The 14,930-nt window shown below is 68.3% G+C and carries 16 protein-coding genes; 8 read left to right on the top strand and 8 right to left on the bottom strand.

Annotation, left to right across the window (positions count from 1 at the left end; genetic code table 11):
• The first annotated feature begins 150 nt into the window (after nucleotides 1-150).
• Entirely contained in the window at nucleotides 151-777 is a 627-nt protein-coding gene (gene phaR / locus V5F48_RS04740) for a polyhydroxyalkanoate synthesis repressor PhaR (RefSeq protein WP_394040576.1), read from the top strand.
• Nucleotides 778-846: 69 nt separating this feature from the next.
• On the opposite strand, the gene V5F48_RS04735 is transcribed toward phaR, so the two are convergent.
• The 3 genes from V5F48_RS04735 to rpmF all read right to left on the bottom strand — a co-directional run bounded on the left by V5F48_RS04735 (nucleotide 847) and on the right by rpmF (nucleotide 2,096).
• On the bottom strand, nucleotides 847-1,122 hold the full coding sequence (locus V5F48_RS04735) for a hypothetical protein (protein WP_394040575.1): 276 nt from the start codon (nucleotides 1,120-1,122) through the stop codon (nucleotides 847-849).
• Between the two features lie 80 nt (nucleotides 1,123-1,202).
• Nucleotides 1,203-1,604, bottom strand: a complete 402-nt coding sequence (locus V5F48_RS04730) for a hypothetical protein (protein ID WP_394040573.1) — start codon at nucleotides 1,602-1,604, stop codon at nucleotides 1,203-1,205.
• A gap of 306 nt (nucleotides 1,605-1,910) precedes the next feature.
• Nucleotides 1,911-2,096: a 50S ribosomal protein L32 gene (rpmF, locus tag V5F48_RS04725; RefSeq protein WP_394040571.1), complete on the bottom strand. Its 186-nt coding sequence runs from the start codon at nucleotides 2,094-2,096 to the stop codon at nucleotides 1,911-1,913.
• A 348-nt stretch (nucleotides 2,097-2,444) separates the two neighbouring features.
• On the opposite strand from rpmF, the gene V5F48_RS04720 reads away from it, so the two are divergent.
• Complete coding sequence (locus tag V5F48_RS04720; protein ID WP_394040569.1) at nucleotides 2,445-3,362, top strand: peptidylprolyl isomerase; 918 nt, start codon at nucleotides 2,445-2,447, stop codon at nucleotides 3,360-3,362.
• A gap of 83 nt (nucleotides 3,363-3,445) precedes the next feature.
• On the opposite strand, the gene V5F48_RS04715 is transcribed toward V5F48_RS04720, so the two are convergent.
• The 4 genes from V5F48_RS04715 to fabD form a co-directional block, all read right to left on the bottom strand.
• On the bottom strand, nucleotides 3,446-3,865 hold the full coding sequence (locus tag V5F48_RS04715; RefSeq protein ID WP_394040567.1) for a hypothetical protein: 420 nt from the start codon (nucleotides 3,863-3,865) through the stop codon (nucleotides 3,446-3,448).
• Nucleotides 3,866-4,001: 136 nt separating this feature from the next.
• A complete protein-coding gene (locus tag V5F48_RS04710) occupies nucleotides 4,002-6,518 on the bottom strand; it encodes a hypothetical protein (protein WP_394040565.1) in 2,517 nt (838 codons plus the stop codon).
• Nucleotides 6,519-6,614: 96 nt separating this feature from the next.
• A complete protein-coding gene (gene fabG, locus V5F48_RS04705) occupies nucleotides 6,615-7,358 on the bottom strand; it encodes a 3-oxoacyl-[acyl-carrier-protein] reductase (protein ID WP_394040563.1) in 744 nt (247 codons plus the stop codon).
• A 199-nt stretch (nucleotides 7,359-7,557) separates the two neighbouring features.
• A complete protein-coding gene (gene fabD, locus V5F48_RS04700) occupies nucleotides 7,558-8,544 on the bottom strand; it encodes an ACP S-malonyltransferase (protein ID WP_394040561.1) in 987 nt (328 codons plus the stop codon).
• Nucleotides 8,545-8,751: 207 nt separating this feature from the next.
• Between fabD and V5F48_RS04695 the strand changes: the two genes are divergently transcribed.
• Complete coding sequence (locus V5F48_RS04695; RefSeq protein ID WP_394040559.1) at nucleotides 8,752-9,798, top strand: polysaccharide deacetylase family protein; 1,047 nt, start codon at nucleotides 8,752-8,754, stop codon at nucleotides 9,796-9,798.
• A gap of 167 nt (nucleotides 9,799-9,965) precedes the next feature.
• Here the strand turns inward: V5F48_RS04695 and V5F48_RS04690 are convergent, their stop codons facing one another.
• The gene (locus tag V5F48_RS04690) at nucleotides 9,966-10,985 is read right to left on the bottom strand and encodes a helix-turn-helix domain-containing protein (protein WP_394040557.1); all 1,020 of its coding nucleotides are present in this window, start codon (nucleotides 10,983-10,985) and stop codon (nucleotides 9,966-9,968) included.
• 108 nt (nucleotides 10,986-11,093) lie between these two features.
• On the opposite strand from V5F48_RS04690, the gene V5F48_RS04685 reads away from it, so the two are divergent.
• The 5 genes from V5F48_RS04685 to rplI all read left to right on the top strand — a co-directional run bounded on the left by V5F48_RS04685 (nucleotide 11,094) and on the right by rplI (nucleotide 14,926).
• Nucleotides 11,094-12,206 carry a DUF3047 domain-containing protein gene (locus V5F48_RS04685; protein WP_394040555.1) on the top strand — a complete coding sequence of 371 codons (1,113 nt, stop codon included), beginning with the start codon at nucleotides 11,094-11,096 and terminating at the stop codon, nucleotides 12,204-12,206.
• Nucleotides 12,207-12,473: 267 nt separating this feature from the next.
• Nucleotides 12,474-12,932 carry a 30S ribosomal protein S6 gene (gene rpsF, locus V5F48_RS04680; RefSeq protein WP_394040726.1) on the top strand — a complete coding sequence of 153 codons (459 nt, stop codon included), beginning with the start codon at nucleotides 12,474-12,476 and terminating at the stop codon, nucleotides 12,930-12,932.
• Nucleotides 12,932-13,213 (top strand): 30S ribosomal protein S18, encoded by a 282-nt coding sequence (gene rpsR, locus V5F48_RS04675; protein WP_394040553.1) that lies wholly within the window; start codon nucleotides 12,932-12,934, stop codon nucleotides 13,211-13,213. Before rpsF ends, rpsR begins: the two co-directional genes overlap by 1 nt.
• A 132-nt stretch (nucleotides 13,214-13,345) precedes the next feature.
• Entirely contained in the window at nucleotides 13,346-14,302 is a 957-nt protein-coding gene (locus V5F48_RS04670) for a DUF2232 domain-containing protein (protein WP_394040551.1), read from the top strand.
• A 42-nt stretch (nucleotides 14,303-14,344) separates the two neighbouring features.
• Nucleotides 14,345-14,926 carry a 50S ribosomal protein L9 gene (gene rplI / locus V5F48_RS04665; protein ID WP_394040549.1) on the top strand — a complete coding sequence of 194 codons (582 nt, stop codon included), beginning with the start codon at nucleotides 14,345-14,347 and terminating at the stop codon, nucleotides 14,924-14,926.
• Nucleotides 14,927-14,930 lie beyond the last annotated feature (4 nt).

The following is a 14,930-nucleotide window of genomic DNA, read 5'->3' as shown; positions in this document are numbered from 1 at the left end:
CACGCAAATTGAACCTTCGTCTGGGCGACAGCCCGATGACGCTGGCGCGCATCGCAAAATGGCCGGTGCGCGGCGCACACAAAGTGGTAGCTCTGCACTTGAAAACGCCTTAACCTGCGGCAGCGCCCAAGGAAAACGGATGACCGGACAATGGCAAAATCGCAAGAGCCAGTCACCATCAAGAAATACGCCAACCGCCGTCTCTACAACACGGGAACGAGCACCTATGTGACCCTCGAAGACCTCGCCAACATGGTGAAGGAGGGGGAGGATTTCGTGGTGTTTGACGCCAAGAACGGCGACGACATCACCCACTCGGTGCTGACGCAGATTATCTTCGAGCAGGAAAACAAGGGCCAGAATCTTCTGCCCATCGCCTTCCTGCGCCAGATCATCCGCTTCTACGGCGACAGCATGCAGATGCTGGTGCCGCGTTACCTGGAAGCGTCCATCGACAGCTTCACCAAAGATCAGGGAAAGTTCCGCGAGCACGTCGCCAAGACGATGACCGGGACCAGCTTCATCGGGCTTGACGATCACGTGCGCCGCAACATGGAAATGTTCGAGCGTGCTTTCCACATCTTCCTGCCCTTCCCCAAGGGAGAGGAGCCTGCGGAAACGGCTTCGTCGACGGTACCTGCGCAGACGCCCGCCGTGCCGGTGGTCGAGCGCAGCGACGATCTCGACGCGCTCAAGCGCCAGATGGCCGACATGCAGGCCAAGCTTGAGCAACTGGTGCCGAAGAGCGAGCCGAAGCCGGAAGGCGGAGACAGCTGAGTCTGAGGGCCGGCGCGTGCGTCTCGCCACGCCGGCCCGTCAGGCCTTCCTGTCCGCATGACACGCGGCTCAGCCGGCGTGCCCGGCATCATGCGGCCGCGTGCGGATCCACCAGGTCAACGGATCCACCAGTTCAACCATCCACCAGGTCATCTGGTTTTGCTGTTTGATGAAGGCCGCGTGGCTCTCCGCACGGCCTGCCTGATTGTGCGCCGTGATTGATTTTGTGGCGTTTCTGTCTTGTGGCGTTTCTGTCTTGCGGCCTGCCGGCTTGCGCGGGGCAATCGTTGCCGTGCCCTCTCGCTTAAAAACGAGAACGCTTTGGCCGATCAGCTTGCGGTGCAAGCCGATCGGTGCGTGCTATATGTCGTTGATTTTGCGCGTTTTCTTTGCGCGAACCGGTATCCGCTTCGCTCGAAAACGCTCTATTCCCGGGGCTCGACGGAGAAATCGCGCTGGGCGACCCGGACCGAGACCGAGAAGCCGGCGACCACGTCCAGCAGCATGATGCACAGCAGGATGGCGAACACGGAATTGCCCGCCTGCCGCACCAGCAGGAATTCCGCCATGGCGATCACGAATACCAGCATGGACAGCATGTGATCGACGATGGAGCGGTGGGTGATCCGCGTCGCCTTCAGAATTTCGAAGAACAGGAAGAACAGGCTGACGACGATGAACGTCTCCGCCATGCTGATGGTCCATTCCGCCCCCGAAAGCATCGAAATGGTGGTCAACACGGTAGACCACGCGATGCCGGGCATCAGGAAGGTGATGATGTTGTAGATCGCAAGAGGAACGATCAGCAACGGGACGGGCGTCAGCATATGTGCTCCTCGGGCCGCTGTGCCGCGGGCGCACGCTCCATTGATGCCCAGCCCCGGCGCTGCGGATGGATGCCACATCAGGCCGGGAAAGTCACGGTCCCGCCCTGCGGCGTTGCGCGCCTCGGCGAGCCGGAGTCCGCGCCGCCGACAGGAAATCATCGACAGGAGATCGTCGACAGGAAATCGTCGAATCCCCGGGGGTTGCCCCGAAGGGCCGGGCCGACGCGGCCAGGGCATGGGCCGGCGCCGGAGGCGCGGGCCATCCGCTTTCAAGCGACGCCGGCGAATCGGCGCCGCGCAGCAGCCTCAGGCTTCGGCCTTGGGCTTCAGGATCTGGCGACCGCGATACATGCCGGTCTTCAGGTCAAGGTGGTGGGGACGGCGCAGCTCGCCCGAATCCTTGTCTTCCACATAGGTGGGCCGCTTCAGCGCGTCGGCCGAGCGGCGCATGCCACGGCGGGACGGCGAGGTTTTTCTCTTCGGGACAGCCATTGTCCAAACTCCTGAACGACATAACGTGGCAAGCGCGGCGTGGTCGCTGGAACAAGGCGCGCTGCCGACTTGGCCAACTTGTGAATTGGCGAACTTGTGATCGTGAACGCGCCGAAAGCAGAGCCGAGATGCGAGCCGCTTGGAGCGGTTCGCCCGGGGCTCGCTGAACGGCCAGCATTCCCGATGGAAGGCGCGCCTTATACAGGCTCACGCGGGGGAGCGAAAGCCCTGCCACGCGCTTTTCCAGTCGCTCTATGCCCCAACAATGCCCTCTTGTCAGCCGAGGAGAGCTAAGCGAGGTTGCGCCCGCTTCGGCTTGCCCGAAGACAATCCGAGGAAACCGGACCCATGATGCGTTCCGCCAAAACCCGTCTTTTCGCCGCCGCGCTCGTCGCGACCGTATCCGTCGCGTCCGTTTCGGCAGCGCTCGCGCAGGGGGCCGCCCCGGCTGCTCCCCCCGCCGCGACGCAGGCGGCGCCGGCCCCCGACACCGTGGTTGCGATCGTCAACGGAACGCCCATCCGCCAGAGCGACGTGACCATCGCCATGGACGACATCGGCGCCGGCCTGCCGCCCCAGCTCCAGGGCCCGCAGCGGGAGGAATATGTCCTGTCTTTCCTCACCGACATGACCCTGCTGGCCAAGGCCGCCGAGGCGCAGAAGCTGGACCAGACCCCCGACTTCCAGCAGCGCCTGGCCTATGCCCGCACCAAGGCGCTCATGGAAACGCTGATGAACCAGGAGGCCAAGAAGGCGGTTTCCGAAGAGGCCAAGCGCAAGACCTATGACGAATTCGTCAAGTCCGCGCCGGCCGAGGGTGAGGTTCGCGCCCGCCACATTCTGGTGGACGACGAGGCCAAGGCCAAGGAAATCGCCAAGAAGGCCAAGGCCGGCGAGGACTTTACCAAGCTCGCCAAGGAAAATTCAAAGGACAGCGCCGAGGACGGCGGGGATCTGGGCTATTTCACCAAGGACCAGATGGTCCCCGAGTTCGCCGAGGCGGCCTTCAAGCTGGAAAAGGGCCAGGTCTCCGACCCGGTGAAGAGCCAGTTCGGCTGGCACGTCATCAAGGTCGAGGACAAGCGCCAGAAGCCGGTTCCCACCTATGAGCAGGTGTCGGACCAGGTGGAGCAGTATCTCGTGCGCAAGGCCCAGGCGGACCTCGTCACCAAGCTGCGCACCGACGCCAAGGTCGAGAAGACCGCGGCCGCCGCTCCTGCAGCGCCCGCTCCTGCAGCGCCTGCGGCCGATCCCGCCAAGAAGTGATCGGCGTCACGCGCCATGTGTGAAGGGGCGCCTCGGCGCCCCTTTTCTGTTCCGGTGCTGCGGTGGTGTACCAGGGCCGCCGGTCAGAGTTCCTCCAGCCCGGCCTTGGCACGGGCGAGGAGCTTGGCGGCGTCGAGAATCACATCCTTGTCGGGATCGTGAACAAGGGCGCCGAAGCTGCCGGCGAGCGCGGCGCACACGCCCATGGCGCTGACCTGCTCGCGCACGTCGCCGCTCCATTTGAAGTCCAGGGCCACGTCCCGTCCGCCCAGGGCCTCGGCCAGCGCCGCCGAACGGGCCCCGCCGGCGTCCACGGCGCTGAAGCGGAGGGTGAAGCCGGCATCCTCGCCGTCGAGGGTGCAGGGCAGGTAGCCGGACGATTCGAATGGCACGTAGCCGTCATCCAGCACCAGCTTCAGCTTGAGGGCGTCGAGGGCCTGTTGCAGGGCCGGGCGGGCCGGCACGTCGCTGCGGGACAAAAAGGCGGTCTGGGCGCGCGCCATGGCGGCTCCTTTCAAATCGGGTCACTGAAAAGGGGCTGCCGGGCGGGCCGGCAGCGGGCTGAAACGGGGAAATCCTAAAGCGGATCGCCGGCGCGTGGAAGATCCGCACCGGCGTCCGTGGCCCGGGGCAGCCGGATCAGCGCGGCGGGGCGCCGCCGATGCAGGCCTGCGACGGCGTCGCCAGCGCCGCCCACACGGCTTCCACCGCCGCGGCGTTGTTGCAGCGGTCGGCGGTGGCTTCCAGCTGCTCGTGCAGGTTCATCTGCACCGGCTTGGAGAGCCACCAGCTCATGGATACGTCGCGGATCTTCTCCGGCGTAGGCTCGCCCACCGGGCAGTGCCCGTCCTTCACGGACTCCGGCCACACTTTGATCTGCGCGAGATTGGTGGCGCACCGGTCGCTGAAGCGGGCATCGAGCCAGTGGGTGGCGGTTGCCACCGCCAGCCGTCCGCGGCCGCTGCGCACCGCGCCGATGGCGCCCACCGGCCCGCCGATCTCGGTGAAGGCGGCATGGTCCGGGGCGTCGGGCACCACGACGCCGCTGCTGGTGCGGGCGGTGCGCTCCTCTGTCAAAACACTGCCGGGATCGTTGGCGACGACGAGGATGAAGGGGGCGAGCCGGGGCTCGATCTCCACCATGGCCTGGGCCAGCTCAAGCGCGCTCTCCACTCCGAAATTCTCGAAGAAGCCGCCGTCCACGATGCGGTCCACCACGTCCTTGTCCATCTGGTAGATGGAGCCCGGCGGGGAGATCACCGGGAAGCGGGCGGAGTTGGTGGCGGCGGTGGACAGGCGCACGTCGAGATCGGACCGGACCATGCCGTGGAAATCGATGGCGTGGGTGAAGAGCGGGCATTCCGCGTTGGAGCCGCCCGAGGGGCAGCGGCCGGAGGCGGCATAGGTGGGCAGAAGGTCGGTGGTGACGATGCGCTGGCCGGTCTCCACCGAGGTGCCGTTCAACACCAGGAAGGGCACCCAGCGGCCCGGATCGGGCGGTGCGCCGAGGAAGGGGATGGCTAGCCGGCCTGCCGTGTCGGGCGCCGCCTTTGCGCCGGCCGCAAGCACATGCCGGGCGAAATTGTCCTCCCAGGACTGCTCCAGCAGCGCGGCGCGATCGGACAGGAAGAGCTGGACCTGATCGTGGAAGGCGAGGCCGAAGAAGGTGGCGGTGAGATAGTCCCCCGCCGTCATGCTCTCCAGGCAGTCGCGCCAGCCGGCGAGGGTGCCGCCGAACCAGCCGTCCGGCGCCTTGTTGGGGCAGGGGGCGGCGGCGCCGGTGCGGGCCGCCAGTGCTGCCGCCACCACGGCGGCACCGTAGGACCCGCCGGACACGCCGGAAATGGCGAAGATGCGGGTGGCGATGTCCTTGCCGTTCAGCGCCTGCTCGATGGCGGCGGTGAAGCGGCCGTCGTCGCGGGCGGCCCGGTTGATCTTCGAGCCGTCAGCACGGGTGAAGGAGAAGCCCTGCTTGTGGCGCTCGAAGTCGAGGAAATGGCCGATGACGCTGGCGGTGAAGAAGCCGGCCCGGCTGGCCCCGCCCGCCGCCGCGACGATGATCGGCCGCGGGCACGAGGCGGGGGCCTCCGCGCAGCCATTGGCGCGCATCCAAAGCTGGACCGCGGGCGTCATGGAGGTGCGTCGGTAAGCCGGCTCGACGGCCGCGAGGGTGCGCACGGCGTGATTGTCGCCGAAGACATAGACGCCGAGGGCGCCGAGGAGGAAGAGGCCGGTCAGGATCGGCACGTGGAAGCGCCGCCCCACCGATGACAGGTAGGCGAGAATCGGCACCCAGCCGCCGAAGATGAGCGGTACGGCGAAGGCGAGCGGCAGGTGCCGGGCCAGCCAGTGGGGGCTGGCGGCCAGCACCACGAGCACCAGCACCGCGTAGGCGAGCAGGATCAGCCGGCCCGTGGCGTGCAACTCGGCTTCGGGATCGTCCGGCCGGGCCTCGATGCCGAGCAGGGCGAACACGCCGGCGAGCCGTCGCCCCAGCGCCGCATCGAAGGCCTTGAGGGGGCCCACGTCGGTGAACAGCCCGCGCAGCAGGCAGTAGGCGTAGAACAGCGGCGCGCCGGCCAGCATCACCCAGGCCAGCAGCGCCAGCTGGTCGTGGGCAGCCGCCATGGCCGGCCGGTCGGCGAGGGTGGGCAGGTTGCCGATGGCGTTGCGCGCGCCGATGGCGAAGGCGACGAAGGTGAGCGCGCCGAGAATGCGGGGCACGTGGCGCAGCATGAGACAGAAGATCAGATCGCGCTGCCGTCCCCGCGCGACGGCGGCGGCGTTGCGCCGGGCGCCCGTGTCCGCGAGGCCGCGGTCCGTCTCCATCAGGAGGCGGGCGGCGTAGTGCACCGGCATGGCCCAGAGCAGAAAGACGGCGGCCAGGAGGGCGATCATGGCCCGTGACAGGCCGGCGGCCGCGCCAACGGGCGATCCCGCCATGGCGACGTCCAGCGTCACATCCTGGGCCTGGGTCACGGCGGACATGAGCAGCAGGCCAAGGACGACGCTGGCCAGCGGCACCCTCACCACCCACAGGATCAGCCCGAAATCGAGAACGCGACCCCAGATCCGGCCGAGCAGACTGGATGCGCCGGGCTTTGCCGGACTGCGTCCCATGAGCCCGGTTTCAGGGCTCTCAAGCTCGATCTTCATGCGTGCCTCCAGTCCCCGCACGCATGAGGACGTTACTCTTTTCGGAGGGCACAAACAACGGCCGGCCACCGCAGTGCGGGCCGGCCGTGGTCCGGATCAGATCATGGCCATGCCGCCGTTCACGTGCAGGGTCTGGCCGGTGACATAGGCGGCCTCGTTGGAGGCGAGGTAGACGCAGGCGGCGGCGATGTCCTCGGGGGTGCCGAGCTTTGCCGCCGGCACGGCCTTCAGGATGCTCTCGCGCTGCTTGTCGTTGAGGGCGTCGGTCATGGGGGTGGCGATGAAGCCGGGGGCGACGCAGTTCACCGTCACCCCGCGCGAGGCCACTTCCTGGGCCAGCGACTTGGACATGCCGATCATGCCGGCCTTGGCGGCGGCATAATTGCCCTGGCCCGCATTGCCGGTGACGCCGACGATGGAGGTGATGGAGATGATGCGGCCCGAGCGGCGGCGCATCATGGTGCGCACGGCGGCGCGGCTGAGGCGGAAGGCGGCGGTGAGATTCACCGCGATCACCTGGTCCCACGCCTCGTCGGAGAGGCGCATGAAGATGTTGTCGCGGGTGATGCCGGCATTGTTGACGAGAATGTCGATATGCCCGCCCAGCGCCGTCTCGGCGGCCGGCACCAGCTTCTCCACCTCTTCCGTGCTGCCGAGATTGCACGGCAGCACGTGGACGCGGTCGCCGCCCAGCTCGGCGGCGAGGGCGTCGAGGGCTTCCTTGCGGGTGCCGGAAATGGCGACGATGGCGCCCTGGGCGTGCAGCGCCTTGGCAATCGCGCCACCGATGCCGCCGGTGGCGCCGGTGACGAGCGCGGTCTTGCCGGAAAGATCGAACATGTGTGCCCCCAGTCCTTTATCGGGTATCCGGCCTCAGGGCCGGTTGGAGATGAGCAAGCCAGCCTGAGCACATCGCCTGGATTATCCCCGGCCTTGTGCAGGGGTTTACCGGCGTTCCGCAATGGCGGCGCGGGTCGAACGCGCGAATGGCCGGCATAAAGCCGGCCATGACGGTACATCTGTGAGGGAGAAAGGTGCCTCAGGCCGCCGACGCGGCGGCGTTGCGGGCGGCGATGAAGGCCGCCACGTCTTCCGCCGTGCCCACGGCGCTGGCGGAGACCGACTTGTCGATGCGCTTGACGAGGCCGCACAGCACCTTGCCGGTGCCGACCTCGACCATGCGCGTCACGCCGGCGCCCGCCATGTAGATGACGCTCTCGCGCCAGCGCACGGTACCGGTCACCTGCTCCACCAGCAGGCGGACGATCTCGGCCGGGTCGGTCACCGGGGAGGCGCGCACATTGGCCACCAGCGGCACCCGCGGCGTCATGACGGTGGAGCCGGAGAGGGCCACTTCCATGGCTTCGGCGGCCGGGCCCATGAGACGGCAATGGAAGGGGGCGGACACCGGCAGCAGCAGGGCCTTCATGGCGCCCTTCTCCTTGGCGATGACGATGGCGCGCTCCACCGCCGCCTTGGTGCCGGAGACCACCACCTGGCCGGGGGCGTTGTCGTTGGCCGCCTCGCACACGTCGTCGCCGGCGGCTTCCGCCGCCACGGCCACCGCCTGGTCGTAGTCGAGGCCCAGCAGGGCGGCCATGGCGCCTTCGCCCACCGGAACCGCCTCCTGCATGGCGCTGCCGCGGATGCGCAGCAGCCGGGCCGCCTCGGTGATGGTGAGGGCACCGGCGGCGGCGAGGGCCGAGTATTCGCCGAGCGAATGGCCGGCCACGAAGGCGGCCTCGCGGGCAAGGTCCAGCCCCGCCTCGGCCTCCAGCACGCGCAGCGCGGCGAGGGAGACCGCCATGAGGGCCGGCTGGGCATTGGCGGTGAGGGTCAGCGCGTCGATGGGGCCATCCCACATCACCTGCGTCAGGCTCTCGTTGAGGGCGGCGTCCACTTCATCGAACACGGCCTTCGCAGCCGGGAAATTGTCCGCCAGCGCCTTGCCCATTCCCACGGCCTGGCTGCCCTGGCCGGGGAAGATAAAGGCGGTCTGAGATCCTGTACGCGGCCCATCCGACATGCGCGGCCCTCCGGTTATCAAATTTGGGGAGGGCAGAGACACCCGGAATGTGGGCGAGTCAAGGCGAGGGAACTTGACTTTGCGGAATGAGGGGCGTTTGCCTCTCCCGCTTCACATTTTATGCATAAGGGCTAGGCGAACTTGTGCGTAGGGCGTGAACGAAACCGGGCTATGGTCGCCCGGCACAGACATGGAAAGTGGTCCATCGTGAAGGCTTCCTGGGGATTTCTCGCTTTTGCCGTCGTGGGCGTGATGGGCCTTGGCTCAGCCTTTGGCCAGACCTTCCAGCCGCTGCCTTCCGCCATTACGCCCCTCGCGACCAAACCCTTGGCGACCATGACGCCCACCGGCACTTTCGCCGCGGCGCAGACCGCCGCCGAGCCGCCGGCCCTCGCCGCAGGCATGTCCGCGCCAGCCGCCACGCCGGCGGTGGCTGGGACCTCGCCGCAGAAGCTGGTGGCCTATTCCTCCGCGGTGGTGGACGGCCCCTATATCGCAATGACCTTCGACGACGGCCCGAACCCCGAGACCACGCCCCGGCTGCTGAAGATGCTGGAGCAGCGCGGCATCAAGGCCACCTTCTTCGTGCTCGGTAGCCGGGCGACGGCCTCGCCCGCCATCATCAAGCAGATGATCGCGCAGGGCCACGAGGTGGCCAACCATTCCTGGGATCACCCCCAGCTGCCCAAGATTTCGGTGGCGGCCGCCGACAAGCAGATCGGCGACACCAATGCCGTCATCGAGCAGCTCACCGGCAAGTCGCCGCTTTATGTGCGCCCGCCCTACGGCGCCATGACCCCGGCGCTGCGCGCCCATCTGCGTGAGAAGTTCGGCTCGACCTTCATCTACTGGTCGGTGGATCCGCTGGACTGGAAGGACCGCAACCCGCAGGTCATCCACGACCGGATCGTGTCCCATGCCCATCCGGGCGCCATCGTGCTTGTCCACGACATCCACCCCACCACGGTGGACGCGATGCCCAAGGTGTTCGATGACCTCAAGGCCAAGGGCTACAAGTTCGTCACCGTCTCCGAGCTGATCGCCATGAACAAGGGCGTGCCGGAGCCGAAGGTGGCCTCCGCCACCCCCGCGCCGAAGAAGAAGCCGAAGCCGGCCAATGCCGCGTCGGCCTCCGCGGCCGGCGCCAATGGCATGGCGCCAAAGCCGGTTTCGGCGAAGCCGGTCTCCGCCAAGCCCGCGTCCGCGAAGCCGGCGACCAAGCCTACCCCAGCGGGCAGCGTCGGGCTGTTCTGAGAGCGGGGCGGCTGGGCGGAGGGCTTCCTCGCCTGACGGTGAAGGGAGTGTCGCACGTCGCGGACCTAGAGCATTTCCCCGTTTCACTGAATCGGGGAAATGCTCTAAGTCGTTGAGTTGAAGCGTTTTCTTTACGCGAACCGGTATCCACTTCGCTCGAAAACGCTCTAAGGGTCCGGCCGATGCTGCTGTGCGAGCGCTGTGCGTCGCCAGTTGCGGGGCGGCATGCCCTTCCAGCTCCGGAACGCGCGCGAGAAATGGGCGGCATCGGCAAAGCCGAGCTCCAGTGCCACGGCAGCGACGGACAGGTGCCCGTGCCGGAGCAAGACTTCCGCCTCCTCTTCCATGACCGTGCGCAGCAACGCCTCAAAGGTGGTGCCGCGCGTGCCGAGCCGGCGTTGCAGGGTCCGTGGCGAGAGGCCGAGCCGCCGGGCGAGCGTGGTGAGGCAGGGGCGGCGCTCCAGCAGCTGAAGGGCGATCAGGTGCCGCGCGAGGGCGACGAGGTCGTCGGCGATCGGCGCGGGCGGCATGTCGCGCTCCGGCGCGCCGGGGCCGGGGAGGCGCCGCCGGTTGGGCGTGCACAGATGTTCGGCGGGAAAGCTCAGAAGCGCCGTGGCATGCCGTGAAAGCTCCACGCCGAGGACCTGCTCCACCGCCGGCCGGCCGGTCACCGGTGCCCCGGTGACCGCGGCCCGGAGTGGCGTGAAGCCGGGGCCGAGGAAGCGGCGCAACAGGTCCAGCATGTAGCCGAGGGCCAGGATTTCGTTCAATTGCCGGCCGACCTCGGACGCATCCGTGACCCGATAGGTCCAGTGCGCCATTCCGTCCTCGGCGATCAGCTCAAGGCGGGTCGAGGATTGCAGCATGCGCCCCATCATCCCGTTGGTCCGGGAGATGGCGGCGTCGAGGCGGTCGGCGGCGAGCACGGATTGCCCCAGGGCGCCGAGACCGGGCACGCCGGCCTCCATCGACAGGCGGGCGGCCAGGGCCGGGTCGCCGACCTCGCGCGCGGCGCAGGCCACCAGGCGCAGCTGATCGCGCAGCAGGATGAAACGTTCCGGCTGCTCGATCAGCCGAAGCGGCAGGTCGGCGGTGCGGAACACGCGGGCCAGGGAGCCTCCCGCCCGCTCCACCGCATCGGCGACCGGCCCCATGGAGCGGGCCTTGGTCAATCCCAGCACCGCCATGCTCACGTCCGTCCGGATGGCGCCAAATGGCAAGAACCGCACCTGCCGCGCCGTCATCCTGCCAGCGGCGGCGAAGACCGCGATCACACGATCAGGGACGGAACGCAGATGAGCAAATTTTTTGAAACGATCGATCACGCTCAGGTGGAGCAAGCCCTGCGGGACGCCATCGCCCGCGCGCCGGACGACGTGGTGCGGGCGGGGGCCGTGATGCATCTTGCGGCCCACGAGGCCGGCTGGGAGGACACCGGGCTCGTGCTCGCCCGCGGTGAGGCGGTGTCGTTGCTGTCCCGTGGCGTGGTCTGGATGTCCCGGGCGCTCGACCTGGGCGTCGAGGGCAAGCTGTCGCTCTGGTATCGCGTCGGCGACGGGCCCATCGCCAAGGCCATCGATTCCACCACGAGCTTCGTTGCGGACCGCGACGGCCCGCTCATGGTCATCGCCCGCCTTGCGGGTCAATGGATCGACGAGACCGGACGCTTCGACCCGGCCTCCACTCTGGAAGGCGGCGCGCTCTGCGTGGCGGCGGTGGTGTGGAAGGGGACCGCTGCCGCCGGCCTTCCGCGCTTCGCCGCGGGCGACGCGACGGGGCTCGCCGCCAGCGAGGCCGCGCGCATCCCCGCGGCCCGCCCGGTGCCGCGGGGCTGGGGTCCCCTCTGGCGGCTGGGACAGACCGCCATCTTCTGCGAGGCGGTGGAGGAGGGGGCGCCCCCGCACATCGCCTGCCGTTGCCGGCAGGATGCGGGCATCCTCAAGTATCCGCTCGATGTTCCCCTCGCCGCCGACGTGGAACTCGCCTGGGACTGGCGGATCCGGCAACTGCCGTCGCTGGAGGCCGAGGACAGCGTACCCACGCACGACTATCTCTCCATCGCGGTGGAGTTCGACAACGGCCAGGATGTCACCTATTTCTGGAGCTCCAGCCTGCCGGTGGGTACCACCTTCCGCTGCCCGCTGCCGGGGTGGGACAAGGTGGAGACGCACATCGCCGTGCGTTCCGGGCACGACGGGCTCGGCGCCTGGACCAGCGAGCGCCGCCCGGTGCTCGCTGACTACAGGGCTGCGGTCGGCGGGCCGGACCCCGCACGGATCGTCGGCGTCTGGCTGATCGCCGTCAGCGCCTTTCAGCGGGGCGAGGGCGTATGCGATTTCGCCCGCATTCGCCTTGACCATGCCGGCGGCGAGGTGAAGGTCGCTCCCTGGGCGCCCATGCAGCCCTGACCGGCTGCGCCACGCGGGCGGGATGGATGCCGAAGGCTCCGCCCGCCTTGCCTTCCGCGCAGAACCTGCTATATGCCCTCGCTTCCGTCGCACCCGGCCGGGGGCTGAACGGACGGTCTCTCTTTGGCTTGGCGATGATCCGCCGTGGCAATGAGAAACAGGGCAAGTGCCCGTCGTCCCGTGTCCCCGCCTTCCGAGCTTCGCGCCTTTCCGGCAAGAAGGGCTTGGCGCCGGTGGACGGAAATGAAACGAAAGGCACACGAACACATGCCGCTTTACGAGCACGTGTTCCTCGCGCGCCAGGACGTGACGGCGCAGCAGGTCGAGGAACTCACCACCCGGTTCAAGGGTGTCATTGAGGCGAATGGCGGCTCGGTCGGCAAGACCGAGTACTGGGGCGTCAAGTCCCTGACCTATCGCATCAACAAGAACCGCAAGGCGCACTTCACGCTGCTGAACATCGACGCCCCGGCGGCGGCGATCCAGGAGCTTGAGCGCCAGCAGCGCATCGATGAGGACGTCCTGCGCATCCTCACCCTGCGCGTCGATGAGCACGAGGAAGGCCAGTCCGCCATGCTCCAGAAGCGCGACCGCGACGATCGCGGCGAGCGTGGGGACCGTGGCGATCGCGGTGATCGTGGCGATCGCGGCTTCGGTGGTCGCGAGGACCGCCCGCGCCGTCCGCGTCCCTCTGACGAATCCCACGGCGGCGAGGAGGAAGTCTGATGGCGTTCGCTCAATCCGGTGGTGCCAGTGCTGCCGGCGGTGGCGGTGGCGGTGGCCAGCGTCGCCCCTTCTTCCGTCGTCGCAAGACCTGCCCGTTCTCCGGCCCCAACGCGCCGAAGATCGACTACAAGGATGTGCGGCTCCTGCAGCGCTACATCTCCGAGCGTGGCAAGATCGTGCCCTCGCGCATCACGGCGGTTTCCGCCAAGAAGCAGCGTGAGCTGTCTGCCGCCATCAAGCGCTCGCGGTTCCTGGGCCTCCTGCCCTTCGTGATCCGCTGAACCATTCGCCCGCCCCGACGGGGCGGGCGTTTCTCTCAGGTTTTGGCGACGCGCCGCGGGGAGGTCCCCGGGGCGTCTGCTGGGGTGGGCCAAAGGTCTGCCTCTAACCGCGTGAGCGGGACAGCTTGTCGAATGATGCTTCTTGTCCTTATCGGCCTGGCCGCCGGATCGGCCTCCGCGCTTCTTGCCGCCGGTGCCGCGGCGGGGACGCTTCTGGCCGTCCCCCTGTTCTATCTCTCGCCCCTGCCGGTGATGATCGCCGGCATCGCCTTCAGCCCGCTGGCGGCGACCCTGGCCGCGATCACGGGCGGCGCCGGGCTTTGGCTCGCCTTCGGCGGCACCTTTCTCGCGACCTATCTGGTGGGCCTCGGTGGCCCGGCCCTGGGCCTGTCCTATGCCGCGCTGATGGCCCGGAGCGACCCGGCGGCCCGTGACGGCCTCGTCTGGTTTCCCGTCGGTGGGCTGGTGCTGCTGGCGGCCGGCTTTGCCACCGTCTCCGTTACCGTCGCGCTGTTCGGCATGGCCCACGATTACGAGGCCTACCATGCCGCGGTGACCGCCGCCTTCGAGGCGTTGGTGGCAGGCCCGGGCCTGCCCCTGGAGACGGAGGGGCGCGACCCCCTCGCCATGGCCTCGCTGATCGCCCACGTCCTGCCCGCCATGGCGGCCGGGATGGCCATGGTCTCGTACCTCGCCTGCCTCTACCTCGCCGCCCGCGCGGCGCGGGTCTCCGGGCGGCTGGCGCGGCCGTGGCCCAACCTTGCCGCCTTCCGGCTCCCGCCGGTGACCTCGCTGGTGCTTGCCGTGGTGCTGGCCCTGTCCATGGCCGGGGGCCTGTCCGGCCTCGCGGCCTCGGCCGGTGCCGTGACCCTTGCCGGCGCCTATGCGCTGGCCGGCTTTGCCGTGGTCCACGCCGTGACCGAAGGCCATCCGGCGCGGACGCTCATTCTCGGCGCCCTGTGGGTGACCTCCGCCGTGCTGGGCTGGCCGGTGCTGGCCATGGCCGTGCTCGGCTTTGTCGACGGCATGCTCGACTTCCGCGCCCGTATCGCCACCGGCAAGGGACCGCCGGCCGCGAACGACCGCTGATCTTCAAAAATCCCAACCGAATACGAGACAGGAGAAACGAAAATGGATGTGATTCTTCTTGAGCGCGTCGCCAAGCTTGGCCAGATGGGCGAAGTGGTGAAGGTGCGCGACGGCTACGCCCGCAACTTCCTGCTGCCGAACGGCAAGGCCCTGCGCGCCACCAAGGCCAACAAGACCCGCTTCGACACCATGAAGATTGAGCTGGAGGCCCGCAACCTCGAGCGCCGCAAGGACGCCGAGGCGGTGGCCGAGAAGCTCAATGGCCAGAGCGTGGCGATGATCCGCCAGGCGGGCGAGAGCGGCCAGCTCTACGGCTCCGTCTCCACCCGCGACATCGCCGATGGCCTCACCGCCGCCGGCTTCGTGGTGGATCGCCAGCAGGTGGTTCTCAACCATCCCATCAAGACCCTGGGCGTGCATCTGGTTCCGGTGACCCTGCATCCCGAGGTGGAGGTGACCGTGAAGGTCAACGTCGCCCGCAACGCTGAAGAGGCCGAGCGTCAGGCCCGCGGCGAGGACGTGCGCACCGCCCGCGACGAGGATGCCGAGATCGAGGCTGAACTCGCCATCGAGCGCGCCGAAGTCGCCGCCGAGCTGGCGGCCGAGGAAGGTACCGAGGGCTGAGGCC

This window comes from Xanthobacter autotrophicus ATCC 700552, from assembly GCF_043194565.1.
Lineage (GTDB): Bacteria > Pseudomonadota > Alphaproteobacteria > Rhizobiales > Xanthobacteraceae > Xanthobacter > Xanthobacter autotrophicus_F.
Note: the sequence above shows the minus strand (reverse complement) of the source record. Positions and strands in the feature narration are given on the sequence as shown.